General features: G+C 67.7%; 19 protein-coding genes and 1 pseudogene. 12 read left to right on the top strand and 8 right to left on the bottom strand.

The window, feature by feature from the left end; translation table 11 throughout:
- Positions 1 to 159 precede the first annotated feature (159 nt).
- Complete coding sequence (gene tap / locus O3X23_RS12745) at positions 160 to 2178, top strand: telomere-associated protein Tap (RefSeq protein WP_269271433.1); 2019 nt, start codon at positions 160 to 162, stop codon at positions 2176 to 2178.
- A 36-nt stretch (positions 2179 to 2214) separates the two neighbouring features.
- On the opposite strand, the gene O3X23_RS12740 is transcribed toward tap, so the two are convergent.
- Positions 2215 to 2790, bottom strand: a complete 576-nt coding sequence (locus O3X23_RS12740; protein ID WP_269271432.1) for a hypothetical protein — start codon at positions 2788 to 2790, stop codon at positions 2215 to 2217.
- A gap of 69 nt (positions 2791 to 2859) precedes the next feature.
- Positions 2860 to 3255, bottom strand: a pseudogene (locus O3X23_RS44150) (TniQ family protein); the annotation flags it as partial.
- A 90-nt stretch (positions 3256 to 3345) separates the two neighbouring features.
- On the opposite strand from O3X23_RS44150, the gene tpg reads away from it, so the two are divergent.
- Positions 3346 to 3921, top strand: a complete 576-nt coding sequence (gene tpg, locus O3X23_RS12735; RefSeq protein WP_269271431.1) for a telomere-protecting terminal protein Tpg — start codon at positions 3346 to 3348, stop codon at positions 3919 to 3921.
- Positions 3922 to 4079: 158 nt separating this feature from the next.
- Here tpg and O3X23_RS12730 read toward each other — a convergent pair whose 3' ends face one another.
- Positions 4080 to 4265: a hypothetical protein gene (locus O3X23_RS12730; RefSeq protein WP_269271430.1), complete on the bottom strand. Its 186-nt coding sequence runs from the start codon at positions 4263 to 4265 to the stop codon at positions 4080 to 4082.
- A 133-nt stretch (positions 4266 to 4398) separates the two neighbouring features.
- Entirely contained in the window at positions 4399 to 4794 is a 396-nt protein-coding gene (locus tag O3X23_RS12725) for a hypothetical protein (RefSeq protein ID WP_269271429.1), read from the bottom strand.
- A gap of 335 nt (positions 4795 to 5129) precedes the next feature.
- Between O3X23_RS12725 and O3X23_RS12720 the strand changes: the two genes are divergently transcribed.
- From O3X23_RS12720 to O3X23_RS12710, 3 genes are read left to right on the top strand one after another with little or no spacing between them, the layout of a single operon-like run.
- Positions 5130 to 6227 (top strand): ABC-three component system protein, encoded by a 1098-nt coding sequence (locus O3X23_RS12720; RefSeq protein WP_269271428.1) that lies wholly within the window; start codon positions 5130 to 5132, stop codon positions 6225 to 6227.
- Positions 6224 to 6685 carry an ABC-three component system middle component 2 gene (locus O3X23_RS12715; protein ID WP_269271427.1) on the top strand — a complete coding sequence of 154 codons (462 nt, stop codon included), beginning with the start codon at positions 6224 to 6226 and terminating at the stop codon, positions 6683 to 6685. The genes O3X23_RS12720 and O3X23_RS12715 overlap by 4 nt, the downstream gene beginning before the upstream one ends.
- Positions 6678 to 8555 (top strand): hypothetical protein, encoded by a 1878-nt coding sequence (locus tag O3X23_RS12710; protein ID WP_269271426.1) that lies wholly within the window; start codon positions 6678 to 6680, stop codon positions 8553 to 8555. The genes O3X23_RS12715 and O3X23_RS12710 overlap by 8 nt, the downstream gene beginning before the upstream one ends.
- 575 nt (positions 8556 to 9130) lie before the next feature.
- On the opposite strand, the gene O3X23_RS12705 is transcribed toward O3X23_RS12710, so the two are convergent.
- The gene (locus tag O3X23_RS12705; RefSeq protein WP_269271425.1) at positions 9131 to 11176 is read right to left on the bottom strand and encodes a tetratricopeptide repeat protein; all 2046 of its coding nucleotides are present in this window, start codon (positions 11174 to 11176) and stop codon (positions 9131 to 9133) included.
- A 951-nt stretch (positions 11177 to 12127) separates the two neighbouring features.
- Between O3X23_RS12705 and O3X23_RS12700 the strand changes: the two genes are divergently transcribed.
- On the top strand, positions 12128 to 12526 hold the full coding sequence (locus O3X23_RS12700) for a hypothetical protein (RefSeq protein ID WP_269271424.1): 399 nt from the start codon (positions 12128 to 12130) through the stop codon (positions 12524 to 12526).
- Between the two features lie 33 nt (positions 12527 to 12559).
- On the opposite strand, the gene O3X23_RS12695 is transcribed toward O3X23_RS12700, so the two are convergent.
- Both O3X23_RS12695 and O3X23_RS12690 read right to left on the bottom strand, forming a co-directional pair.
- Complete coding sequence (locus O3X23_RS12695) at positions 12560 to 13414, bottom strand: IS5 family transposase (RefSeq protein WP_269271423.1); 855 nt, start codon at positions 13412 to 13414, stop codon at positions 12560 to 12562.
- A gap of 739 nt (positions 13415 to 14153) precedes the next feature.
- Positions 14154 to 14834 (bottom strand): GAF domain-containing protein, encoded by a 681-nt coding sequence (locus O3X23_RS12690; protein ID WP_269271422.1) that lies wholly within the window; start codon positions 14832 to 14834, stop codon positions 14154 to 14156.
- Positions 14835 to 15853: 1019 nt separating this feature from the next.
- On the opposite strand from O3X23_RS12690, the gene O3X23_RS12685 reads away from it, so the two are divergent.
- Positions 15854 to 16603, top strand: coding sequence for a glycosyltransferase family 32 protein (locus O3X23_RS12685; RefSeq protein WP_269271539.1), 750 nt, complete (start codon positions 15854 to 15856; stop codon positions 16601 to 16603).
- Positions 16604 to 16661: 58 nt separating this feature from the next.
- The gene (locus O3X23_RS12680) at positions 16662 to 18827 is read left to right on the top strand and encodes a family 16 glycosylhydrolase (protein WP_269271421.1); all 2166 of its coding nucleotides are present in this window, start codon (positions 16662 to 16664) and stop codon (positions 18825 to 18827) included.
- A 113-nt stretch (positions 18828 to 18940) separates the two neighbouring features.
- Here O3X23_RS12680 and O3X23_RS12675 read toward each other — a convergent pair whose 3' ends face one another.
- Complete coding sequence (locus O3X23_RS12675; protein WP_269271420.1) at positions 18941 to 20479, bottom strand: ISL3 family transposase; 1539 nt, start codon at positions 20477 to 20479, stop codon at positions 18941 to 18943.
- 114 nt (positions 20480 to 20593) lie between these two features.
- Between O3X23_RS12675 and O3X23_RS12670 the strand changes: the two genes are divergently transcribed.
- The 4 genes from O3X23_RS12670 (at position 20594) to O3X23_RS12655 (ending at position 25221) form a co-directional block, all read left to right on the top strand.
- Positions 20594 to 20809 (top strand): hypothetical protein, encoded by a 216-nt coding sequence (locus O3X23_RS12670; protein WP_269271419.1) that lies wholly within the window; start codon positions 20594 to 20596, stop codon positions 20807 to 20809.
- A 589-nt stretch (positions 20810 to 21398) separates the two neighbouring features.
- Complete coding sequence (locus O3X23_RS12665) at positions 21399 to 22037, top strand: helix-turn-helix domain-containing protein (RefSeq protein WP_269271418.1); 639 nt, start codon at positions 21399 to 21401, stop codon at positions 22035 to 22037.
- The gene (locus O3X23_RS12660) at positions 22037 to 24496 is read left to right on the top strand and encodes a hypothetical protein (protein WP_269271417.1); all 2460 of its coding nucleotides are present in this window, start codon (positions 22037 to 22039) and stop codon (positions 24494 to 24496) included. Before O3X23_RS12665 ends, O3X23_RS12660 begins: the two co-directional genes overlap by 1 nt.
- On the top strand, positions 24496 to 25221 hold the full coding sequence (locus O3X23_RS12655) for a helix-turn-helix domain containing protein (RefSeq protein ID WP_269271416.1): 726 nt from the start codon (positions 24496 to 24498) through the stop codon (positions 25219 to 25221). The genes O3X23_RS12660 and O3X23_RS12655 overlap by 1 nt, the downstream gene beginning before the upstream one ends.
- The last annotated feature ends 36 nt before the right edge of the window (positions 25222 to 25257 follow it).

Genomic DNA, 25257 nt, shown 5'->3' with positions numbered 1-25257 from the left:
ACGTTGGCGCTCGCCGCCGGGACGGGTGCATCGGTAAATGTGCACCACCGTACCCGTTGCACGTGACCCGCGGTCGCGAATCGCACCACTCACAACAGACCGGCACCTCCGCCCCACCCCGGTAGGATTCGTGCCTGCGGTCCATGAAAACTTAGGTCCGTGCCTGATGATCCCAGTGACCATGTCTTCGCCGGAGTCGACGCGCTCCTGGCCCAATTGGCCGCCCCGCTACCGCATCCCGACGAACGCCGACGATTACGCCTGGCGGCCGGATTCTCCCTGACCACCCTGGCAAACGCCCTGGGCACTGCCCCGGAACTCGCTGAAGCTTGGGAGAGCGGACTCGTCGAGTCGGCGGGCATCGACCGCGCTGCGTACGCCCGCCTTATGAACGGCCTGCTCACCTGGGAGAGCGCGCAGCCGGCCCCCGTCCCGCCCACGCTGCTGCCCTCCGAGTCCTCGCCCCTGCCCACCCCACTCAGCTCTGTGCCGGCCCGGGTCGCCTCCCGCACCCCATCGCACGGGCCGGGTGCCGGCGCGCCGGCACCCGACGACAGGTTTCCCGCCGGCCCGCTGGCCGTACTGGCCTACACCGATTGCCTGACCGCTCATCTCGCCGACGGCTCCGTCCGCCGCTGCCCGGCCCGCACCTTCCCCGACGTGCTGCACTGGGCCCTTGAGGCGGGTCTCGGTCAGGCGCGTCTCAGTCCCTTTGACCGTGCTGCGGACCCTCTGCTGGTCCTGGTCTCCTCCGCTGCTGACTACCTCGGCCTGCCTCCGGCCCTGGAGGACCGTGCCCGCCTGTGCCTGCCCGACGACCACCCCGTCCTTGCCGCCCTCACCAGCGACCGTTGGAATGTGCCTCGCAGCGGCTTCGGTTCCTGGGCTCGGATCTACCAACCACCCCAGCCCGGGCGCCGCCGCTGCGTCCAGGTAGCTGTCATCCCCTGGGGCGCGTTGTCCGAAGGAGGCTGGAACCCTCCCGCCGATCTCACCCCCAGCGTCCTGGCCCGCCTGCTGGGCACCTACGCCGACCGGGTCCTGACCCCCCGCGGATCCACCGCCGTCTGCGGTCAGCACCTCATGACCGCCCTGCGGCCGCCCACCCGCCCCGTCCGCAGTCAGGACGGCACCTGGCACTCCGACACCAATCCCGCCGGCCTGTGGCAGCCCCTGGACCCGGCCCCGCCCGAAGCCCACGACGCGCACCCCCTCGCGCAAGGCCGCGACCCGCGTGACGCCCTGGACGAAGAGGCCTGGGACTGGAAGCGCCCGTCGACCCCGGACGAAGAGCGCATCTACTCCTACATCGTGGGCATCGACATCAACCTGGCTTTTGCGTCCTCCTCCTCCGGCCTCCTCGTCGGAGCCAACACCCCGCCCGAGCACGTCGTCCGGCCCGCCTTCAGCCCGAAAATCCCCGGCTCCTGGTACTGCGACCTCAGCGGCTGCGAGACAAACCCCGCACTGCCCTCGCCCTTCACCTCCAGCGGCCAACCGCCCACCGGGCCAGCCTGGTACGCCACTCCGACCCTCGCGTACGCCGCCGAACTCGGTATGACCGTGCAGCCCTCGGAGGCGTACCTGCGACCCGACGCCACTCGCTACTTCGACCCTTGGTACGAGCGGCTCCGCGACGCCTACCTCGCCACCATGAAAGACCTCGGCATCACTGTCGGCATGCCCTCTGCCGCCTTCCTCGACGCGATGCACGCCCTCCCCACCGCTGACCCCGCGCTGCGCTCGCTGCTGACCGCGATCAAAGCCACCGGCAAGGGCGGTATCGGCAAACTCCGCGAAGGACCCCGCGACCCACGCCGCGCCCCGTACGAACCGTGGCCCGCCCTGAACACCCCGACTTGGCGACCCGACCTGCGCGCCGCGATCATCTCCCGCTCCCGCGTCAACATGCACCGCAAAATGACCAAGACCGCCCAACTGATCGGCCGCTACCCCCTGGCCGTCCTCACCGACTGCGCCCTGTACCCCGCACACGAACCCACCGCGCTGGACGTGGTCCCCCATGCCAAGGACGGCACACCCGTCGCAGGAGCGTTCCGCCTGGGCGTCAACCCCGGCTGGGTCAAAGAAGAGGGCACCCGGATCTTCGACTGGTACCAGCAGATATTCGACGAAGGAGCCAACCCCGCCCGCTACATCAAGGACCGCTCCCCCTGACCCGCAGATCAGCAAACGGGCCAAGCGCCACCGCCCTCACCCCCGCAGCCCCACACTCGTCATTGGCGACCCCAACCGCCACGGCAGACACGACACCTGCTCCAATGCTCCGAAGGCAGCCACCGACCGATGAGGCTCCAGCATCCGCAGCGGCACACTGCGGTACCCGGCCGGCGGAGCCGGGGCCGCCTGCCTCTCCACTACCGGCACCGTATTGCGGTGCAGCATCAACCACGCTTCCAGCGCCCGGTGCCCGCCCTGCGCCATCTCCTCGCGCATCTCGAGCCGCGCGCCGACCCACTCCACCCACCGGCCCGTCGTCCAGCCTGCCGGACCACCAGCGAAGCTTCGGCCCAAGGCCCGCTGCCGCTCCCGCACCGCCATCGCCTCCGCAACCACCACCGCCTCCGGGTACACCACCAGCGGCACCGCCCACAGCGCGCTGCGGCTCACCCCCAAGGTGTCCTGCCGCGCAGCCCACACTCCCCGCGACCCCATCTGCCGACACTGCCACCAGTAGACGGCTATCTGCAGGGCGTCCGCCATCAGGGCGCGCCCGTACAACCCCGTCCTGCGCTCATAGCGTTGTCTGCGCACCTGCGCCTCCACCACCTCAGGCGCCCGCGCCACCCCCCACTGAAACCGCCCGTCGGCCTCACCCGTCCACTGACCGTGCCGGGTACACACCGTCCACGTGTCGGCACACACCTGCCACACCGGGCACTCCGACTTGCCCGCGATACACAGCGCACACGCCTGCACAGGCCGTCCGGGCTCAGGCCATGCTTCCACCCGCACTTGGCACCGTGCCCTCGCCGTGATCGGGGCCTGGCCCAACGTCGGTAGCACCGCTTCCAGTTGGGCCTGCGGCCTGCGGCAGACTCGGGCCAGCCGGGCGCGTGCCACCGGCCCCAGCCACACCTCCTGCAGCCGAGGATCAGCGTCATTGAGTCCTCGCGGGCCACCCACCCGGCGAGTCAACTCCCCGAACGCCAGATCATTCATCTCCGCCAACCGGCCAAGAAACGAAGCAGTCGTCTCCCGGGCCACCAGGGCGGGCCGGCGAGGCAACGGCACACCAGCATCATCCGTCACCACGCCCCGACCCCTCCACGCCGCTTCACCGGGGCTTCAGCAACCCCCACCTCGTCCACCGAAAGCAGCCCCATGCCCATCACCCTCTACGCCGATACCGTCGAAGAAGCCCTCGATCGCGCGGACTCCCGCCACTGGACACGCCCAGCGCCCCGATCCGCCCGATCCCAGCTCCGCTTTCTCCTGAAACACCACGCCACCGCCGAGGCCCTCGCCGCCCGGCTCAGCGTGAGCGCCACTGTTCTGCAGGAGGTCCTGGCCAGCCACCGCCCACAGACGGATGACCCCCTGCATCGGGCACTGGAGCGGGAGACTATCCGCTGTTGGCAACCCCGCGTCCGCCACAGCGCTCATCGCACCATCCTGGACCAGGGCGGATTGATGACCGTCTCCTTCCGCGCCTGGTTCGGATTCACCTCCGCAGCCGGCTCCACCGACGACCCCCGCCTACGCTTTCTCACCCTCAGCCTGCGCGAACCCCATCCCGAACACCTCTTCGCTGCCCGCCACCGGGCAGCGCCGGAATCGGAACTCAACAAAACCCTGGGCGAAGCCCTGGCCAGCTGCTACTTCCACCGCTCGGGACGGCCCGCTGCCCTTGAAGAGGTCACACTGCAGCAGATTGACTATCTCGAGTTCTACTACTGAACCCCCCGCCTGCAGAGCTGTGGGCACCTGCGGATGCGAGCCGAGCGCGATAGGTGTCATCAAGGCAGGCTTGTTCTCACCAAGATCACGGTCCAGGCCGCTGGCTCAGCTTGCAGATGCTGGCTCCGGACGTCCCCGGCCGCAGGGCTGGGCAGGCTCTAGGCGATGGTGGCGTGGAAGAACAGGATGCCCGCACCGCAGGCGCCTGCGCCGGTCAGCACGGCGCTGGCCGGGTCGGCATCTCCGAGTACGGCCAAGATCCCGGCCCCGATACCCACCAGCACGCCCAGCAGCATGATGAGGGCTGAGCGTTGGCTCAGCAGCGGGTCGTGGTCGTCGTGCAACGACAGCTCCTTGGTCCGTACGCGCAGTGACGGGCGCGGCCGTCACTCAGATGAGATGAGCTGCCCAGGGTAGCAAAAGTGAGGAAAGTGAGAAAGGATGAAATTCTGGCGATGGGCAGGAGGCGCCGATCGCTCATTGGTGGCGGAGCGTTTGGAGGAGTTCGCCGCTGTCGTCGACCGTCCAGAACTCCCAGCCATTGCGGTTGGGCTTCACCTGCGGCTTGAGCGCCTGCAAGACTGCGCTGGCGGCCCCGCTGGGCGTGCGGTACGCGCCGGCCGCCGGACTATCGGTGACGGTGAGGGCCCGGGACGCGGGATCATACAGGCCGGGAACGCGCACTCCGTCGTAAATGGCATGCACAGCCACCCAACTACCTGCGGGGGCCGGGCGGGTGGTGGCGGTGGGGGAGGCGTGCTGGAAATGTTCAACCAGTCGGCGCACCGCCTCGCCGGGTGAGACGTCCCAGGCACGGGCGAGCAGGGCGATCTGAGTATTGGTGACGTCGTCTAGCGTGATGCTCTTGGTCATGCAGGCAGCATACCTCGTATCGAGAGAATGTGAGGAAAAGTGAGGGCGGCCTCTTCTGGTGGGGAAGGCTGCGGGCGGCTGCCGCCTGCAGCCGTCTCTGCTCCTGCCGGATTCGGGGTACCGGCAGGCAGCCGACGGACCCGGTGCGACCGGTACACGATCTCTGATGCTGGCCCCGTGGACGCCCCATCGGAGCCCGCCCTCCGATCGCCCGCCTGCGCTCTCACGAGCCCTTGACTGTCTCTGTTCTCTATTCGTGTACACCCGCAGGGTGGTATCACTTGGCCAGAGTCTTCGGCGCCTGCCGAGTGTTCAGCAGACGAAGGGGGCGCGGGGTGCAGGACCCGCAGGAGACAGCACCGGCGGAGGGAGATCCGCCGCCGCTGACAGTGCTACCCCATACGCTGCGCATGGCACCGGTGCCCTCGCCCAAGCAACTGGTCCCGTTCTACGACCCCGACGAGTTCGAGGTGTTCGTCAAGGAGTGGGTGCCGGCCCTCGACACGAGATACACCCTGGTCGAACGGCACGGCGGCTCAGGGGATCATGGCATCGACGTGGCCGGCTACCTGTCAGCGCACCGATTGGAGGGGCAGTGGCACAACTACCAGTGCAAGCGCTACAGCGCAGCCCTCACCTGGTCAACCGCTGCCCAGGAGATGCGCAAGATGTTCGTGGCCGCCGCGGCCGGGCACTTCACCGTCCCCACGCGCTACGTCTTCGTAGCCCCGAAAATCGCGCGCAGCCTGCCACGTCTGCTGGCCAAGCCCACCGACAGCAAGGAGAGGTTCCTGCAGGACCTGGCCACGGCCAAGGAGAAGGTGATGTCTGACCTCCTGCCCCATGAATTGGCAGCGGTCAAAACCCTCGCCGCAGCCGCAGACTTCTCCATGTTCGAATGCGTCGACCTCGATGAGATGCTCGAGCTCCACAGCACCACCGCGCACTGGGCCGAACGCTTCCCGCACGCCCAGCTCGCCCACGGGCCGCAGGTCATCCTCCCGCCCGACGAGCACGGCGAGAACGAACACCGCTACGTCCAGTGCCTGCTCGACGTCTACCGCGAGAAGTTTCCCGACCAGATCAGCACCCTGCAGCAGGTACCAGACGTCGCGGATGCTGACGAGCATCTGAAACGGCAGCGCGAGGCGTTCTACACCGCTGAGGCCCTGCGCCTGTTCGCCCGCGACGCCACCACCCCCGCCTACTTCGAGCAGGTCAAACAGGACGTCTACGACATCGTCGTCGAAGTGGCGGTCTGCGCCTACCCCAATGGATGGGAGCGCCACGGAGCGGTGACCACCGCTGCCAGCGCCGTTCACCTGACCCCCACGGTTCTCACGCCGTACGTGCAGCCGAAGGCCCGCAAAGGGGTATGCCATCACTTAGCGAACGACAACCGTCTGACCTGGTGCCAGAAGGAGGAGCAGTGAACCCACTCAACAGCCCGTTGGAGATCGGCGTGCGTGCTCTGGTCCTCCTGGCCGAGACCCATCCCGAGCCGTTGGACCTCTCCCAACTGGTGCTGCTGGATCATGTCGTGTTGCACAGCGCTGAGTTCGACGGGCCGCCCAGCCTGCATCCCGACCTTCCCGCGCGGGCAGGAGAACTCGGGGTGAAGCGGAGCGTTTTGGAACAGGCCTTGCTGGTCCTGATCAGGGCCGGGTTAGCGGGTGTCGAGGACCGGAGTGACGGCTTGATGTACACGGCTACCGACCGGGGTCCGGTGTTCGTCGACGTCCTTGAAGCACCCTATGTCGAGTCGCTGCGAGAACGGGCCGAATGGGCGGTGCAGCACTACCTCCCCACTGCGGACGCCCGGGTCGCCACCCGGGAGATCCTTAACCGCGCGTCCGCCGACGGCGCGTGGACGGAGAACAGCCGTGCGTGAACTCCGCCTGACCCACCTGACCTACGCCGGATCCGGTAAGCCGGTAGCGAGCGTGCAGTTCGACGCGGCACTGACGATCATCTACGGAGCGTCGGACACAGGAAAGTCGTTCATCGCGGACTCCATCGGCTACATGCTCGGCGGCGCCCGCCTCGACCTGGTCGCCGAGGCGGACGGCTACAGCCAGATCCTTCTAGGGCTGCTGCTTCCCGACGGCAGCCCGCTGACGCTGCTGCGCGTCCCGGACACCAACACCATCTACCTGCACCACGAGGACCTCAGAGAACTGGTGACCCGGCCCGCCGATGCCACCGTGACGGCCCTACACACCGCACGCAGCAAGAACAGCCTCTCGCAGTTCCTGCTCGGCCAGTTAGACCTGACCGACCACAAATTCCGCAAGAACGACGCCGGCGCCACCCGCAGCCTGGCCCTGGCCGACTTGATCCACCTGTCGGTCATCCCAGAGACACGGATGGTCGACTCCCTGTCCCCGGTGCTCCACTCGGCGGCCGCCAGCGGCAAGACCGCGGCAGCCTCGATCATGCGGCTGCTGCTGACCGGAGACGGCGACCCTGACGTCGAGACCGGACTGAACCCCGGACAGCGCCGCGTCAACAAGGGCAAAATCACCCTCCTGGACCAAATCATCGTCGACCTGCAGATCAAGCTGACCACGCAGGAAAACATCACCCAACTGCGCGCCCGGCAAGCACTCCTGCAAGCCTCCATCGACGAACACACCAGCACCCTGCGCGCCATCACCGACCGCCACCTGCGGGCCGTCACAGCGCGCATGCGGACCGCCGAGGAACTGGCGACCCTGGAATCACGCCTCAACGAAGTCGGCGACCTGGTATCCAGGTTCCTCCTCCTGGAGGAACAGTACCGATCGGACCTTGACCGGCTGGACATGGTCACCGAGGCCGGCAGTCTCCTGGGCTTCTTCCAGGTAGGCACCTGCGTATTTTGCGGCGCCGAGCCACAGCACCAGAACCCGCACCATGGTGAGCTGGAGACCACACAACTGCACCTCGCAGTGCAAAGCGAGGCAACCAAGACCCACGCCCTGCTCGCCGATCTCCTGCCCACGATCCAGGACCTGCGCGAGCAGTTCGATCACCTCAGCGCCCGCCGCAACTCCCTGCTCGACGAGAGCGCCCGGATGGACCGGGAGATCGAGGCGACCGAACAGTCACTAGCCCCCTTGCGCGAGCGTATGGAGGAAAGCCTCCAGGCCCGCTCGGTCATCGAGCGGAATCTGGAACTCCACACACGGATCGACGAACTCGAGGAGCGACGCTCCCGGCTGGACGGACAAGAAGCAGGGCCTGCGGCTCGACCGGCCGGATACATCCCCACCCGCATCCTGTCGAACTTTGACGACACGCTCCGTCACACCTTGGAATCGTGGAAGGTCCCGTCCGTGGATTTCCCGGAATACGACCAGTACGCCATGGACGTCCATGCAGGTGGCCGGCATCGCGCGAACCGTGGCAAGGGAGTCCGCTCCGTGCTGCACTCGGCGTTCACTACCGCACTGGCCCGCTACTGCCGGGACTACTCCCGACCGCACCCTGGATTCGTCGTCCTGGACTCTCCGGTCGTCACCTATCGCGATCCGATCAGCGATCCCGTCGGCGTGGACGTCGACCTCACATCGACCGTAGTGGACCAGTTCTACCGAGAGATGCTCAACTTCCCGGGCCAGGCCATCATCCTCGAAAATGACGACCCGCCCGCCGACGTGATCGACCAAGCCCGCATCTACTGCTTCGACGGGGCCGGGTCCGCAAGGTCAGGATTCTTCCCTGCAGCAGTATCCGCCACCAGAATCGGTAGTGATCAGTTACAGCGTCGCGGTCTGTGAACCGGTGCGCGGCACAAAGCCCGGACAGCGGTGCAACTCCCCGGATCATCGCGCTGAAGACGCCTAAAGTCAGACAGCTTGATGCCCTCGGGGTCGAGTGAGGGCATCGCCGAAAGCGCGCCGGTAGGCGCCTCGCTTGTCGGGGAATTGATCAGGCCCTACGGCGGGCACCTGCATCCACGGGATGTTTGCTGTTGCGGGGACGTTCGGGCGCGGTCGACCTGTCGTGTGCTGAGCCTGTCGATTGTATTCTTGTGGCCTGCATGCAGGACGGGAGTCAGTCTCCTCCTGGAGGCTTCCGCGCGAGGGAGGTCACTCATCCTCGGTGCTGCGGTGGACTCGAGTGATGCGGGGGACGGGGTGAGGGTCTGACCGGGTTCATGTCCGGCGGTCTGGCTGAACTCGCGCCATACCCTGAGGCGGTCGCTGGTACGGGGCTGGCGCTCGACGAACAATCCTAGGACCAGCCGTACACCGAGTGTGTCGAGCCGTTGCTGGAGCGTTCAGCATGGCTGACGATTCAGGGCGGTTGCTGCCCCTCCGGCTCCGGCGTTCTCGGTTGGTGTGGAGTACGGCTAGGACTGGAGCGCCGCGATCATTTCGCTAACTTCTGCTGCTTGCTCGGTTAGACCGAGCTCTTCGAAGATCCTCTGCGCGCGCAGGAAGTGGGTGACCGCCTGGTCTGTTGCGCCTTCCGCGGTGTGCGCCTTGCCGATGCCAGACAGTGCCTCGGCTCGGAGTTCGGTGGCATTGGCCTGTTCGCTTGCCGCCTCTGCTTGCATCAGGTATTCGATCTGCTGTTGCGCGGTGAGGTCATCCAGTTGGGAACAGGTCATCAGGGTTAACGCCTCGACGAGGGGATTCCCCCCAAGGCGAGCGGATGTGAGGGCGCGTCGGCAGGCGGCACGCGCCTCCTCGGGCTTGCCCCATGCCTGCAGGGCGAACGCCGCTGTGCACAAAGCGGTTGCTTCGTTGGCGCTGTCGCCGAGTTGCTGGAAGATGGAAGCGGCCTCTTCCGCCGCCGCGCATGCCTCTGCGTGATCCTCAAGATCTTGATAGGCCAGGGAAAGATTGGTCAAGGCAGCGGCTTGTTCGCGGAGGTCATCCGCGGCACGCTGAATCGAGACGGCTTCCCGGTGGGCCTTCAGCGCTTCGGCAGGCTTCCCGGAGTTCCGCAGGGCCAGGCCGATCCCGTTGAATACTTTGCCCCGTTCGTTGTCATTGCCCAGTGACGTGAACAGGTCGAGCGCCCGATCGTAGGCGCGAAAAGCTTCCTCGTACCGTGAGACCTCGCTCAGCGCGATGCCGAGGTTGTTCCACGCCCCGGCTTCGGCGGCGAGTGCTCCCGACTGATGGGCGCTGCGGCACGCGGTCGTCGTGACGGAGATCAGGTCGTCGTAGTACCCGCGCCAGGTGAGGTAGTCGTAGAGGATCACCGAAAGATGGACAGCGATGCCGTGGTGTCCGGCGTCCGCCGCGGCGGTCACGGACCCCGTCAGGTTGGGCCGCTCGTCGTCAAGCCAGGCCAGTGCCTCCTCTTGGCCGGCGAAATCGCCTGGCGTGGGCGCTGCGGCCTGCACACCGAGCCGCGCACACGCCGAGGCGGCGGTTGTCGCGTAGTGCTCCAGTAGCCGGCGGTGTGAGCGGCCCTGTTCCGTTGCAACCTCCTGGCAAGCTCCTTCGGTGACGGGGTGCTGCAGCGGGTTCGAGACACCGTGGGCGAGTTCGGTGGCGTAGTCCCGCACGAGGTCGTGCATCGACCAGCGCTGGTTCACGCAGTCGAGCAGGTGTGCCTGGACGAGGCTTCGCAGTACGACGCGTACCGCCGGCAAGGGGCGGTCGGCGAGGACAGCCGCCGCGCCGAGCCCGATGTCCGGGCCGGGATTGAGCGCCAGGAGACGCAAGAGCTCGGCATGATCTGGGGGCAGCCGCCGGTAGGAAAGGTCGAAGGAGGCGCATACAGCGCGATCGCCATCGTCCAGGAAGCTGAGCCTTGACTGGGCCGTCACGAGCTCCTGGGCGAGTTCCGTGACTGTTTGGCAAGCCTCCAGGATCAACAGGGCGGCGCTGATGTGCAGCGCCAGCGGCAAGTATCCGCACAGGCTCGCCAGTTCTTCGTGGCCAGCGCCCGCTTGGGTGGCGCGGCGGTCGGTGGGGTCGGCCATCAGCAGCGCGTGACGAAGAAGTTCCACCGCCGCTTGAGGGTCGAGTACACCAAGATCCAGGAGGCGCGCGTTCAGCGTCGCCAAGGTGTGCCGGGACGTGATGAGGAGCCGGTGTGCGCCGTCACCTGGGAGCAGGAGACGAACCTGGTCAGCGCTCGAGGCGTTGTCGGCCACAATCAGCAGGCCTCGTCCTTGCCCGGCCAAAGTAGCCAGCTCGGAACGGTACAGCGCCGCACGCTCCTCCACTGCTGCGGGGATGACGTCGTGGGCGACACCGAGAGCCCGGAGAAACGCCTCCAAGGCCTGACCGGCCTGGACGGGCCTCTCGTCGTACCCGTGCAGGTCGATGAAGAGACTGCCGTCGAAGTAGCCGGCTTTGATGGCGGCATGCCCGGCCGTGACGGCGAGTGCCGTCTTGCCCACGCCGGCGAGACCCCCGATCGACGCCACCAACACGGGGGGAGAGGCATCCTGGCCAGAAGTGGCGGTTGCCGGGACACCTCCCGAGGGATCCGCACCCGGCCTGCGCGATGCGATGGGCCGCAAGGCCGACAGGACCTGGGTAACTTCCGCATGTCGGCCGCTCAGCACCGCGGGCGCAGGAGGGAGGGAAGCAAGCGCGGTAGGCAGCGGTGCCGGTTTGTGCATCGTGACCGTTATGGGGCTGTGGTCGCCTGTGGTGACGGCGCCGATATCCCCGGAGGCCGCAACGGACCGTATCCCCGAGGCCATCGCGGCACCGCCCGATGGCTGGGGAGCGCGCTCAGAGCGCGAGCTGTGCGCAACTGGTGCTGCCTCAGGTTCCTTTCTCCATCGGTTCATCCGTGCACGTCGTCCCCTGTGATCGCCTCGCCGACTCCACCGGCAGCCGCGATGCCGCGCTCACCGCTGGCCTGCGCCGATCCGGGAGCCCCTGCTGCCTGTGGCATTACAGGGCCTGTCGTGAGGCGGGAACGGTCACCGGTAACGGCCCGTCCGACACTGCCGCCGGCCGCGACCGACCGTGTTCCGGTCGCTGTTGCCGCGGGCGCGCCCGCGGGAGAGGCAGGCGGACGCAGCAGGACGTATCCGCTCATGGCGCTAACCGCCAGAGCGCCGATCGACCCTGCCACGGTCGTAAGTTGGGCAGACGTATCGAGGTCGACTATCGCCGCCGCGATGCCCAACCCCAATGCCGCCAGGCCCAGCAGCACCACCAATATCCACATTGCAACCCGCGCCGGTCCTGTCACACGCGCATTATCGCAGGAGGGACGGACACGCCATGGACCAGTCTCGGTTGGTTGACCGCTGTCCGCCACACCGCGCAGGGCCTTGTCGGCCCGCGGATCACTGAGCGCGGTGCCTCAGACCGCGTTTGAGATCTCTGTCGATCACGCTCGCGGTGGGTGCTCTAGGCTCGGCGGGGTGAACGATGAGAGGTTCCCCTTCGTCGGCGACTTCAGAGAATTGCAGCACGGCAGGCCGGACGGCCCGTCGCTTCGGTCCGCCGTCTGCGCCCAGGAGCCACCGCACGCGCTTGAGCTGGTCCAGTACCTGCGCGGTGGCGCGGTAGTGGCTGCCACAGCCAGCACCGTTTTCGACGTTCTCAGCCCAGGCAATGACGTCATCGGTGGGTTGCACCTGCTGACGGACGGCCGTTGGCTCTGGTACTCCGACCTCGCTTACTACGTCGAGAACCATCGCGTTGCACTTGACCCGCGGTTCGTCGTGCACGCGCAAGGCAACGACTGGGTTGCCCCGCAGCTCAGCCGCGCGGACTTGCTCGCGCTGGAGGGCGTACTTCTTGACGTGGCCGAGGACTGACGTGCTCGGTTGGTCTCTGACTACGCGGTCTCGCTACACCGAGATTCGTGTCAGCGGATACGGACCTGGCCGTGATGCCGGGCCACCGCGAGTGAGCCGGCGGACCATGATGCCGATCATTGCCCAGCGAATCATGGTCTCCGAGCGGGCCGGACTGGCTTCGTAGTCCCGGGCGAGGCGCCGGTGGGCGTTGATCCACGAGAACGTGCGCTCTACCGCCCACCGCTTGGGCTGGACTTGGAATCCCCGCTGGTCGGGCGCCTTGCGGACGATCTCCAGTTCGCGGCCAAGGATCGTGGCGGCCCAGTCGACCAGGCGGCCGGCGAAGCCCTGGTCGGCCCAGATCTTCTGGACGCTCGGGTGGTCGAGGCGGGGCCACAGCAGTGAGCGTTTCGCACCGTCGCGGTCCTGGACGTTCGCAGCGACGACATGGACGGCGAGCAGCAGGCCGAGGGTGTCGGTGACGATGAACCTTTTGCGGCCCTTGACCCTCTTGCCCGCGTCGAATCCCCTGGTCGCGGCCGGGACGGTGTCGGCCGTGCGGACGGATTGAGAGTCGATCAGCCCCGCGCTCGGCTCGGCACTTCGCCCGTCGGCCTCGCGGACCCGGCCTCGAAGCGCATCGTGGATCCGCTCGACGGTGCCGTCGTCGTGCCACCAGGTGAAGTACCAGTACACAGTGGGCCAAGGCGCGAAGTCCTTCGGCAGTTGCCGCCAGGCACAGCCGGTCCGCACCACGTAGAAGATCGCGTCCACGATCCGCCGCCGCGGGTGTTTTTCCCGTCGTCCGCCTTTCGGCCCCACCCGTGCCGGCGGGAGCAACGGCTCCACCAGCGCCCACTGGTCATCCGTCAGGTCGGACGGATACCCACCCCGAGAACCACTCACGGAGGGCTCAACGACCGGTCCAGCAACGGGTCACGGCAGATCTCAAACGCGGTCTCAGGGAAACGCACGCGACGATCCGACGTTGACCGCCGCAGGCGGGCGGGCGGGCGGAGGAGTCCGGCACGCCGCCCTTGGGGCCCTCGCCGCTGAGGTGCCTTCGCCCGCACGGCCCGTGGGCGGATGGCCGCCCCGTCCGTCGAGGGATTTTGCGACCGGGGGGCGGACACTGGGTTTCGAGCACACCAACGGGAGCGCCGTGGCGGGCTCTTTGCTCGCTGCAGGACGATGCCACCGGAGGAACTCCAGGGGAGTCCACGCAGTGCGTTTGCGGCGAGGTGGCTGCCCGGTTGACGCGGCAGCCGAAATCGCTGGCGAAGAGCGACAGGCAAGGCGATGTTCCCGGTTCGGCTGCGCAGTCACAGCCGCGCAGTTCCGGGGACCCATAAGCACCACGGCGTCGTTGCCTACATCGCTCTCGCGCGGTGGCTCAAGATCGGCTCAGGAACCTGATGAGGGAGGCGATGACATGATGCGTCCGCGAGGCTAAGGTTTCCCCCTCCACGGAGCGGTTGACCTTCTTGAAGTACTCATCGTCGCTGAGCTGACCGGCCATCCAACGTCGTCCCGATTCGACGACTGTCTCTTCGCTTTTGATCATTTCAGCCCCCAGTGGCGTGGCGGCGACTGCGGCCCGGCCTGCCGGGCCGCAGTCTCCTTGGATCCTGAGCCTTCCCCATTTCTACCCGTTCGCAGCGCTACTCTCACCTGTTTGCAACGAATCGGGAACCGGTCCTCGTTGCTCGCCCACCATCGAGGGTTTGTTCGCTTCGACGACTGTCGCCTGGGTCGCGCCTAGCACACATGCGATGAGACGGACAAAGCTTTCATGCACCTCTGCGAATGCGTCGACATTCGGAGCATCGATGATCAGGACGCCCTGCGCACTGTCTCCTGCATACACGGGTGCAATGATGGCCGAACGGTAATCATCTCCGAGATTAATCCCCAGATTGCCATTGGTATTTTGCGTATCAGGAATGCTGATGATCGTTCTGCGTCTGACGGCGTGCAGCAAGTCTCGACCATCGCGGTCTCCGTCGGTGAAGAATTCAGGAGACTGGCTGATGTCACCGTGCTTGCCCCGCCGTTGAAGCCGGCGGCCGTCGTTCTCCAGAGCGTAGAAGGCGCACCTCGCGTCCGGGCGGACATGCGTAGCCAGCAATGACGTTGCCCTATCGCGGATTTGAGCCTTCAGGTCGCCGTGGTCATCAGGCCCCCCTGCAAGCCGGGCGAGGTGTTCCATGATGGCGGACAATGCCTCTTTGAACTCGATGACTTGGGTATTCATGGACCTCTTCTTGCCGCGTAGTGCGAAGTACGCCAAGGTGCTGGACAGCAGTACTCCGGCGGTGATGGTCAAGGCCCTTGATAATCCGTGCATCTGACTCGCCAGGGCGCCGATGCCGAAGGTGGCACCAGGGAATACAACGGTTGCGGCCGCGATAATAAATACGCGCCACCCCTTGTCTTTCCGTGGATTATGCATTTCCCCCCTCTCGGTGTGCTAATTCTGCGCATGGCTCTGCGGGAAACCCAGAAGGGACATGCGCAGGTGGAGACACGCTAGAGGAACCACTGGTTCCCTACGGCCAGAAGGTTCATCCTGTTCAGCGACTGGGGGGGCGCGCGGAAGCATGGTGCACACTTGGTGGGATGCTCGCGCCCCCTGGTTGCCATGCCGTCTTGGGGCGCCCGCATCGCTATCCAGGCTTGGCGCAACCCAAGTGAGCAAGCAATCCAGTGCATGTCAAGAGCTTCCCGAGCGGCACAGTGCTCTAGCGTTAGGTGCGACTGCATTCGTCATTCTTAATGTGATGATCACCAGGGCGTGCGAAGGCTGTCGGCCCTCGTTGTCGGCACTCGGCCCCTTTGGGCTCATGACCCCCTGGTGGGGGCGCCCGCTCTGCCTCCGCGTCACCGCTCTGCCCGGCCCGGCGCTCGAGCGGACGGTGACGGTGCACCGTCCAGGTGGCGCAGCACCCCGCTCAACTCAGCTCATGCGGTCGGCCCCTGCAGCTGTGCCCGACACACTCAGGACGGCGCCTGATCACCCATCCGAGTCAAGCGCACGCACGCTCTTGCGCTCGGACGAGTGAAGAAGCGGCCGTGCCGCCATGCCTGATGGCGGCTGTAGGCGAACCACTGTCAGCGCCCCCTGGAACACTGGGCGCAGCGCACGAAGGCAAGGAGAGGTTCCGTGGTCCGGAGCGGCAGATTCAAGTCCCACCGGCAGAGCTTCCAGCGGGGAAGACGATGACCACACCCATGCCGCCGGGGCTGTCCGGCCATCCGGAGGCGTTCGGGGAGTGCCCACTCACCGCGCGGGACATCGAGGATGACCACGCGCGCAGGTCCCGCTACCTTCGGCACTTGACCGGCGTGCTGTCCAAGCCCACCACCGCGGCGCCGGTCGCTCCCGTTCCCCGCGTGATCGTCCAGTTCTGGGACGACGGCGCGCACCTGCCCGATGATGTTCAGGAGTGCATGACGAGCTGGGCGACGCTGGAAGACCAGGGTTTCCGGCGGGAGGTCTACGACGACGGCTCAGCGCGCTCGCTCATCGCCTGCCTGTTCGATGACGCGCATACGGCAGCCTTCGACTCCTGTTCCCACCCCGCGATGCGCAGCGACTATTTCCGGCTGTGCTACCTCGCCCGAAACGGCGGCTTCTACGTCGATGCGGACGACGTCTATCAGGGCACCGACGTGACCCACCTGTTCTGCGACGCGCGGCTGCGCGTGCAGGCGCTGTGCTACGACACCGTCACCGACACCATGGTCAACCCGCGGCAGGCCCTCGCGTCCGACGCTCAGGGCGGTACGTTCATCCACTACGTCAACAACAACCCGCTCATCGCGCCTGCCGGGCATCCCGTCGTCGTTGCGGCACTTGAGGCATCCACCGCCGCGCTCCTCGCGCACACCGGCGGTTGCCTGGACGTCCAGTCCGTGACTGGGCCGGGCAACCTTACCGTCGCGCTCGCCCGACACGCCCTGGACCAGCAGCGGTCCAACCAACCGGTCGACGTCGAGATCCTCCTGGACTGGGACACCGTAGCGGTGAGTCGGTGGCCGCTCAGCTACCGCGCTGACGAGCGTAATTGGCGCCTATGGCGCCAGCAGCAGTGACCACGGACCTGGCCCAGTCGAAGACCTTTCGAACAGCAAAGGCAGTGTCCTTCCGCACATGAACATCCATTCCCTGCACGGACTGTCCGCCCCCCTGCGGTATTACGCCCGCTACCGCACCAGGCGCCTGGCCCTCCGACGACGCAGTACCGCGTTCTCGTCCTACCCCGCGACCACGGCGATCGAGCGCATCTACGTGATCAACCTCGACCGCGCCAAGGAGCGGTGGAGCGCGGTCAACCGTGAACTCAAACGGCTGCGGGAAGCGGCAGGCAACCGGCTGCACACCCTCGCCAGACGCTTCCCGGCGGTCGACGCCCGCTACCTCCAAGGCCCGCCCCCGCCAGAACTCCTCGAGCCCACCTACACACTCGCCGAGCAACTCCAGGTCGACCCGCACCCTCACCTGGCCATCGACGACGCCGCACACGCCATCCGCATCGACATGACACCGCAAGAGATCGCGGTAGCCCTCTCCCACATTCACGTCTGGCAGCTCATCGCCGCCGGCGACGCGCCCTACACCCTAGTACTCGAAGACGACGCGTACGTCACACGGACCTGCCTGTCCGTGCTCGAGCACGCCTGGAGCGACATCCAGGCAAGCTCCGATGCCGGCCGCCCCGTCGACCTTCTCTACCTCTCCTACCAGGAGACCGGTGAGCAAGCACCACCGCGACGCCGCAAAGAGGCGCCCCTGCGGCGCCCCACCGGGGGAGTGTGGCAACTATCCGGCTACGTGCTCTCCCAAGCCGGCGCCCGCAAGCTCCTCGACCAACTGCCAGCCCACGGCCCCATCGACCTGTGGATCAACCAGCAGTTTTGCCACCTCCACGTCCGCATGACCCACCGCCCCGTCATCGAACAGCGACCAGGCATCGCCTCCAGCAACTCCTACTCGGTCATGCCGATCCTGGCGAAAATGGGCGCCCTGCGGCGTGAAGCCCCCCAGACCCTTAAGCACCGCCCGACACGAGACCCGATCCTGGTCATCGGCGAGCCCGGCACCGGGCTGTCCACCCTCGCCACGGCCCTGTCCGTCCTGGGATTGCGCTGCGTCAGCGACCTGAGCACGCTGCCCGCCCCCGAACACCAAGCGCTCGTGCGAGGCAGCAGGCACCGCATATTCGACGCGTACGTCAACATCGGCTCCCTCACCCCGCGCGAGGTCGCACGCATCGTCTCCTCGACCCGGGCGCGCCTGATCATGACGAGCACGACCACGACGCAGCCGCCGCCGTTCCAGGAAGCATGGGACCAACAACGACCCCAACGACAACTCCTCCTTGCGGCCGACGACCCGGACCCCTGGCAGACACTCGCCCGATTTCTCGCCTGCGACTACCCCACCCACCCTTGGCCGCGCCGACCTGAACAGGGCCAGCGACACGTCATCACCCGCTCACGCGATGAGGAGTCCACTTCTTCCACTTCCGGACACCCCATGACCTGGGACACCAGCCCCTGGATCGTCCAACATGTGGGATGGTCGGGCATCATGCCCAAGACCTCAACCCCCCAGGACACCGCCCTTCGGGCCTGCCCCCCTGCGAGCACCTGGCATGAAGGCACCCGCCTCGAAGACCGCTACTGGTACCTGCGCGAAGACACCTTCCCCAGCAACAGAGTCCTCTTCCGGCCCGACAACGCAGCGCTGCCGCCCCGCGGCCCCGCCACGCTCACGCTCAAAGAAGAACCGACCGCAGTCCGCGACCTCACCGGGGCCGCCATTGCCAGCCGCTCATCTTTCACCTACGGCACCTTCAACGCACGCCTGCGCGTGCCCTGCGGACCCGGCCTGGTGACGGGACTGTTCCTGCACCGCAACGGCCCCCGTCAAGAGATCGACATCGAGATCCTGGGCCAGGACACCACCCGCATGCTCGTCAACGTCTTCTACAACCCCGGTGCCCCCGGTACGACGTTGGAGTACGGGTACCGGGGCACGCCCACGGTCATCGATCTGGGATTCGACGCGGCGAAGACGTTCCACCACTACGAGATCGACTGGCAGCCCGACTCCATCCGGTGGCGGGTGGACGGGGTCACCGTGCACGAGCGCGCGGTGTGGGACCCCACCCCGATCCCCGACCAGCCCTTGGAGTTCAACGTGAACCTGTGGAGCAGCCAGTCCACCGAATTCGCCGGCCCCCTCGACAGGCAGACCCTGCCCGCTGTCCTGGAGATCGCCTCGCTCGAGGCCCACGGTCTGAGCCCAGCATGACGGGGGCAACGTAGCCGGCATCCCTGACAACACGTGGGCTGCGCCCTACCAGAGTCTGTACGGTCTTCGGGTCTTCCAAGATTTTCGTAGGCGTTGATCAGTGCCGATGACGGTCAGTTGAGCAAGATGAGCTGGCGCAGGAGGGGGTGGCTGGCACGGCCGTACCGCTGACGCTTGAGAAGTTTGATCTTGCAGTTGGCGCCCTCTGTGCGGCCGTTGTGGCGGGGCAGGGTGACGGCGGCATCGACAGCCGCGCGGTCGCGTTCCAGGCCGGTGGCGAAGGAGTGCAGGAATGGCAGGTCAGCGGCGCGGGTCCGGGTGATCCAGGCCGTCAGCTGTTCGGCATTGTCCGCGGACGGGACGAGGAGGCCGGCGAAGGTGCGGATTTGCTCGGCCAGCGCGGTCATCTCAGGGCAGGCGCCGGCGAGCTGGTCACGCAGTGCGCGCTGCGTGTCGTCGAGGTGGTCGGGGTGGCGGGTGAGCAGGCCGGTGACCTTGCGGGGTGAGAGGGCGGCGTGGTCGGCCTCGACGCGGCCCTGGTTGATGTAGCGGACCAGGAGGTTGGCGCTGCCGGTGTAGCCCTGCTCACGGATCTCCGCGAGCAGGTGGGTGACCGGGGCGGCTGGGTCGTCCGTGCGGCGTTTGCACAGGTGGTCGCGGTAGGGGTCGACGAGGCAGGAACGGTAGACGGGGGCGCGGACCATGCGGTCCGGCTCGGCGGCGCGGGCGTAGCGTTTGACGGTGTTCAGCGAGACGCCCAGGCGGCGGGCGCAGGCGAGCAGGCCGACGCCTTGGTCGAGGAGGTCGTGGATGTGTCGCCAGCGCTCCCGTGTGGTGGTAGCACGTTTGCCTTCCGGCAAGGGCGGGCCGAATTTTCCCCAGCATGAGGCGTGCGCTCCGATCTCTTTGCGGGCGCTCTCGGCCAGGCCGTGCCAAAGGTGCCAGCGGTCGCTGACCTGGATGATCGTCGTGTCGGCGTTGGTGATGGCCTGGGCGAATCCGCCGGAACCGTCCCGGCACATGATGCGGATGCCGGGGTGCTCACGTAGCCAGGCGGTGACTGTGACCATCTTGCGGTCGGGCAGAACCTCGACGCGCTGTCCGCTGTCGGCATCGATGATGATCGTCGCGTAGCGCTGGCCTCTGAGCAGGGCAAACTCGTCAATTCCGGCCACCTGCGGCGTCGGTCGTCGCGGCAGCGGGATCCGCATCAGACAGTTCACCACCGTCGCCGAGGACAGGCTCTGGTGCAGTACCGTCAGCAGCCTGGCCGCGGCCGAGCCCGCCAGCACCACCGCGAGGGCCTCGACGATCCGCCGCAGTGCCGGGGTTCTGCGCTGGTAACGCTCGGTCACTCCTGCGACCTGCTCGACGAACGTGGTCTTCGCGCAGTCGGGGTTCTCGCAGTAAAGTCGCCGCACCGAGATCTCGATCAGTACGGGTCTGCCGCCGATCGCCTCGTCGGCCACCCGCCGGACGTAGCGGCTGTGGTCCCAGTCCGATGACCGCCCGCAGCCGGGACAATCCACGGGCACCGCGTCCTCGGTCCGCACCGTGATCCTGACCAGGGCTCCGCCTGCCTCCACCGCCTCGACCAACACCGACGACAGGTGCGGCAGCAGGTCCGTCAGCTCGACATCACACGCAACCACCCTGCCCCAGCGAAGCACCCGGCCGGGCCGAAACCGAGCAGTCGATCAACGTCTACGAAAATCTTGGAAGACCCCGGTCTTCGGTGTAACTCCCGATCATGGAAGTAGCACTTGATGAGCGACGTAGCTGCCTCGGTTGAGGTGGTTGAAGAAGTCCGGTCGGTCGGGGTGTCGGCGGACGTGCTGGACGAGCAGTTGATCGGGCAGTTGGTGGACCAGCCCAAGCTTGGGATCGAGCCGGTGATCCTGGGCGTACTGAGCAGAGACACAGCCAGACCCACCGAGGTCACCCTCGTACGCCGCCCCCCACCGCGCACAACGAGCGAGTAGGTCACCACAAAACGCCAGGGCACGGGCCAGCGCCGTGCCCGCTCGAAGTACCCGTGCTCTGGGCAGTCGATGGGCCGCTGCGGCTTCCCGGTCGGCGGCGGCCTCAGAACGCTGTGTGACCCGGATGCGGCCGGACTGCGCGAGGACGACGGGGTAGGGGTGGGCACCGCTCACGCTGGCTGGGCGGCGAGCTGTCCCCCTTGCCTGGGTCCGGGGGACAGCGTCGCTGAGATCAGGCTTCCTTGAGGGCGGGGGTAGCCGGTGGAGTCGCCGCTCGGCCGGGTGCTGCCGCGCCGCGATCGCGATCTCCATCAGCCACTCGAGCCGGGCCGCGCACCACCACCGCGCCCTTGACCCGCCCGTCGTGGTCAGCCGGCCGCATCCTCAGCGCGGTCAGCTCGCCACGGTGCGCCTCGGGGAGCTTGTGCACCGCCAGTGCTGGTCGCAGGTGAACAGTCGCACGGCACAGCGGGTTCTTGTCCTAACGGTCGGCGTCACCGACGTAGCGGGTGTTACTCGTTGACGGGCAGCCACCCCACCCTCTACCGTAGGTACCCAATCAGATATCAGAGTTTGTATGTAAGGAGGCGTGGTGTTGTTGACGACGGGACAGGCCGCGCAGGAGCTTGGCTGTGCTGTCACGACGTTCCGCCGTCTCGTGCACGCCGGGGTGTTGCCGGGACTGTCCCAGCGAGGCAATCGGGTGATGATCCCGCTGCCCGTGGTCCAGGCCCTCAAGAGCCGGGCGCGGGCCCCGTTGGAGAAGCTGGCGGTACCGGAAATCGCGGTATTGCGGGTGGATACGGCCCGACCGGCCCCCGAGGACGACCGCCGGTGGATCGGTTTCGCGGCCAGCCTGCCGCCCGCCGACCTGCTCGCCGCCTTGCGGGGGCACTGGCGCTGTGATGTGGCGGCCGTCGCGGCCGGGGGAGTCCTGCCGATCACGTTGTCGGGATACGTGGTGGCTGTTTTGACCGGCCTGCAACGCTGGGAGAAGAGCGCGCCGGGCCGCCACGCTTTCCCTGACGCGGTGCTGGCGGGTTACCTCACCGACCTGGTGCGCCCGGTCACCCACCTGACCGCCCCGGACGCCGAAGGCCGGGCTACCGCCGGCCTGCTGTTGGGAGCCCGTCTTGAATCGCACTCGGGCGGAGCCATCGCCTACGTCACGACCCACTCCGCCAGCGGCTATGCCGCCACCTCATCCGCACCGCATCAGGGATCGTGATGGACGCCAAGACCTACACCACCGCTCTGGCCGAGCTGCGGACGCTGCGCGACGACATCAAGAAGGCGCAGGTCGCTCTGGCGAAGCTCGAGGCGGAGCGCGGCCGGCGGATCGTGCTGTTGGCGGGGTATGACAAGGCCAAGGCGGACCGGATCGCCCCGGCCGCCGGATTGAGCCTGTCCGAGATCGTCGCACTGGCCCCCGCCCTCGCGCCGGACACCCTGGCCGCCGCAGGCCCGGCCGCGGCGGCCGAACCGACTGAACCCACCCCCACTGCGCCCGAGGCCGAACCGACTGTTGCGCGGGAGCTGTTGGTGCCCGGCGCCCTGGCTCCGGCGCTTACCCCGGCAGCTTCGGCGGCTGAAGCCGAAGCCCTCTCCACGGTGGAGGGAGCGGTGCCGGCTGAGGCCGTCGTCTCTGAGCCCTTCGCCGGCTCGGCCCCGGCTTCGGCACTCTCGCCAACACCAGCTCTGCAGGAGCAGACCGGCGCTCCCGCCGTGTCCGCTGCCGGGGCCGAGCCGTCCTCGGCAGCCGCCGCCGAGGCCGTGGCCGGCGAGACTCCTGCTGTTGCGGCCTCACCGGCACCGGCTCACGCGCCGAAGGTAACCGTTCCCGCCGCGCCCGAAGCTACCGCGCCGCCCACTACCCTGCCTGCTACCGCCGTTGCACCGTCCGCTGCTGCTCCGACATCGGATCCCGCCCCGCCTGCTGCTCCTGCAACCGCCGGTATCTCGGCAGTGGGGGCGCCTGAGCGGATGGGCCAGCCCCGCCAGCTGCCGTCCTTGCCCGTAGGGCCGGACGGGGACCGGTGGATCGGGCACACTCCGAACCTGGCGTCGGCGCATCCGAACTTCGCCCAGCAGGCCCGGGCCACGGTCTTCCTCGATACCACCACTGGTGTTCTGGTCCACCGGGACCAGGTCACCCGCCTGGAGTTGGGGGCCAGCTCGGTGGGGGAGATCCTGACCGCGGTCTTCGCTACGGTGACCGGTTCGGTGGAGCGGATCTATGTGACGGCCGGGGATCCGTGGCACCGGGACGCGGCCCGCTACCCGTACCTGAAGGACGCGGTCACCGCGTGGCTGAACGCCCCGGCCCAAGGGTGGCGGGCCGATACCGGGCGGGGCCGGGACAAGATGGCCGGGCACTTCGTCCACGCCCGCCACCCGGTGGGCCGCTACCAGCGCGATGGTGGCGAGCAGCATGTGGAGATCCGGTCGGTGGGGGAGTGGTTCGAGCCCGCCGGCGCCTCCCCGGCCGTGGTGCGCGATGCGTTCGTGATGCTGTGGAAGGTGCTGCGCTCGCACTGGTCGGACGCGGTGCTGATGGGCTCGCCCTCGCAGACGGGCCGTGATCTGTGGTCGCGGACCATTCCGGTCAAGGGGCAGTTCGCCGACGGCTACCCGGTGCTGTCGGAGGAGCTGCGCGGTCTGCTGCACGCTACCGCAGGGCAGGGCCGCACCCAGCTCCTGACCCCGCCTGCCGTGCCGGAGCAGCTGCCGGGCCTGGTGGAGTACGACCGGACGTTCGCGTACGCCAAGCACACCTGGAAGTCCGGCGTCGGCCTTCCGCGGCGTATCACCGCCGCCACGTTCGCCGGGTGGAGTGAGAAGGAGCAGACCAAGGCTCTGTTCGGGTGCGGGCACTGGCACCTGCGGGTGACGGTCCCGCACGGCTGGAACCATGTGGGGATCCTGCCCGCCCCCGCCCCCGGTGAGCGTACCTGGCACTACCCCGCCACCCCCGGTACCACCTTCACCACCTGGGCCGGCGGCCCTGAGCTCTACACCGCGCTGTCCAACCCGATCCAGCCCTGGCACATCGAGATCCTCGACGGCCTGCTGTGGGCGGACGGCAAACCCCTCGACGACTGGTCCACGAAACTCAAGGACTGCTGGTCCCGCCTGGCCGCCCAAGCCGACCTGCACGCCGACCCCGAGCAGCGCACCGCAGCCCACCTCGCCTCCCGCGCGGTGCGCGCCATCCTGCTCTACGGGATCGGGGCGTTCGCCCAACGCCCCCGCACCGTCACCGGCACCACCCCCCGCACCCAGGAACGCGACGTCCCCACGGACGCGGAAATCATCGGCTTCGACGAGCAGACCATTACCTGGCAACGCCCCACCGGCTTCGCCCGCGATCCGTTCGCCCACCCTGAATGGGCTGCCGGCGTATGGTCCTCCGCCCGCGCCGCTCTGCTGTCGATGCGCATGCGCGAGGACGACACCTACGTCGGCGCCCTGCACACCCCGCCCGGCACCGTCGTGGCCTTCCGCACCGACGCCGTCTACCTCACTACCCCCCAGCCCTGGCCCTACCACGGCCAGCCCGGCGACTACCTCCGCAAAGGCCATCTCCCTGGACCCGTCCCCGCACCCGCCACCGAGGACGACCTGCTGACCCTGCGCGATAAGGGTCGCACCCACCTGGCCGCCACCCGCACCGGAGCGCGTACCTGATGCCCCCCCGCAACCGCCGACCCACCCCACCCCCCGCAGCCGGCCCGCTCAACGAAGCAGCCCTGATCACCGACCAATTCCTGGCCGCCGGCTACACCAAACGCCACGTCGCCACCATCATCGGCCGCGACCCCTCCCTGGTCTCCCAATTCCACACCCACCACAAAGGCGCCGCCTTCGTCGAAGGCCTGCGCCACGCCCTGACCGCCCTGCACACCGCGGGCATCACCGACCCCACCGAACTCGCCGCGATCGCCGCCCCTCACATCACCCGCCGCACCACCCGCACCGGCACCCAGGCCCGCGTCCGCCACCGCTCCGTCCTCATCACCCCCCAAGGTTCCGGCACCGGCCGCGCCGGCGCCCAAGCCATCGCCTCCGGCGCGACCCGGCTGCGCCCGCTGATCGCCGAGGCCGCCCGCCGCGGTCTGAAGCTCGCCTTCACTGTGCGGATGCCCGCCACCGCCTACACCCTGGCCTCCGGTAGCCGCCTCGACTCACCCGGCGTGCGCCGCGACGTCGTCCAGCGCGCGGACCGCACCGAGGAGCGCTCTTACGGCTCCTCCTCCACCGGCGGCTTCGATGCTGCCGACTTTGCCGGCCGCGTGGATGCCGCGGGTGGCGACGTCAGCGCGGCGGTGCAGCAGTGGTTGTTGGAGACCGACCGGATCCACGAATGGGCACTTATCAGCCACTTGGAGATCCGAACCTGGCGCCCGCGCTGAACGGGCGGGCGGAATTGCGCCTCGTCGACGACGTCC

This window comes from Streptomyces sp. H39-S7 (assembly GCF_027158205.1).
Lineage (GTDB): Bacteria > Actinomycetota > Actinomycetes > Streptomycetales > Streptomycetaceae > Actinacidiphila.
Note: the sequence above shows the minus strand (reverse complement) of the source record. Positions and strands in the feature narration are given on the sequence as shown.